The organism is Aliifodinibius sp. S!AR15-10 (genome assembly GCF_031569985.1).
In the GTDB taxonomy this organism is placed as follows: domain Bacteria; phylum Bacteroidota; class Rhodothermia; order Balneolales; family Balneolaceae; genus JAMQKA01.
On sequence record NZ_JAMQKA010000109.1, the window covers coordinates 1 to 1,431 of the forward strand.

Genomic DNA, 1,431 nt, shown 5'->3' on the forward strand with positions numbered 1-1,431 from the left:
CCCATGTAGACGGCTCCAGAAGGATCGGCCGTGTAGGCACTGTGGGCATGATGGGTATCGTGATCATCAAACCCGCTCAGCACAATCTCCACGCTGTCGGCCCGGCTGTCCCCGTCGGTGTCAAAATACTGTTTCAGGTCGGGCCCCTGGGAGACCAGCACCCCGTTGGCGGTAAGCTCAAAGCCTACCGGCAGATGCAGGCTGTCGGCAAAGGTGGTCTGTTGATCAGCGCGCCCATCCCCGTCGGTGTCCTCCAAAATCAGCAGCTTGTCGTTGGGCTTACCATCCCCGGGCCTCCAGTGCGGATAGCTGGGCATGACGGCCACCCAGAGCCGCCCCTGGTTGTCAAAGGAGAGCTGCACCGGGTTGGCCAGGTCAGCAAACTGCTCCTCAGAGGCAAACAGCTCAATCTGGTAGCCGGGGGCCATCTCGAAGGTGTCCAGGGCCTGCTGCCCGTACAGGTACCGGGTATCACCGGGGCCGTCCGGCTCCTCTTCATAGTTGGTTTCCACCTCCGGCAGCTCTAACGTATGGGCATCTGCGGCAGCCAGATCCGTCGACTCTCCCTGTGCCGCCCGCCAAATGGCCGAGTCGCGAATCGCCGTCATTTGTCGAATCTTTTCAATTTCGTACGGGTAGTTATCCGGCCCGAACGGCTTGTAGCGGCGCCCATAGGCGTGCACTCCGTTGGGTATTTTGTAGTCGTTATGCCAGGTCCAGTTCTTCTCGGCCACCATCTCGTGGATTAGCTCGCGGTGGGCTTCGGCTTTGGGAGGGTCTTCGCCAAATATTTGATCTGCCAGTAGACGCCCGAACCGCTTGTATCCCTGCCCGGACAGCTGCGAGCCATCGATCGTCAGCGGCTGATCGCTGCTTTCGAACCACTGCTTGGTTGGAGTAAACGCATCCACAAAATGCAGGTCGTGTTCGGCGGCCACCTCTTCCATCGCCTCGGCGTAGAGGGACAGATTTTCGTTCTCCTGGGTGCCATCAGGCAGATCCTGGCGGCCGGACAAATCCTCAAACGCAATCGGGGAAACCAATACCAGCTCGGGGGCGGTCTCTCCATTATATTCCTGGTTCAGGGTATGCTCAATAAAAGCTGAAAGCTGGTCTTTATAGGCCGGAAGCCCTTCTTCTCCTTCAAATGATTCATTATACCCAAAAAAGGCGATGATGATATCGGCCTCAAGGTTGGTCAGCCACTGGTCAGGGTATGGGAAATGCCCGATGCTGGGCGCCTGGAACGCCTGCCCGCTGTCCGCTATAAACGGCAGGTCATCCAGAAAACGCTCAGCTCCCGGGAACGCCCATGGGGTATCCCGCGCCGCATGCGGTCGAAAAACGGGGGTGTTTCCGGGATCGGACATATTCCGAATAAACAGGCTGCTATCGGGATAACGGGTGTGTAGCTCGGTCTCAAAATGACCA

Annotated in this window: 1 pseudogene; it reads right to left on the bottom strand. The window is 58.1% G+C overall.

The annotated features are described in order from the left end of the window. Positions 1-1,431, bottom strand: a pseudogene (locus tag NC796_RS26530) (GDSL-type esterase/lipase family protein); the annotation flags it as partial.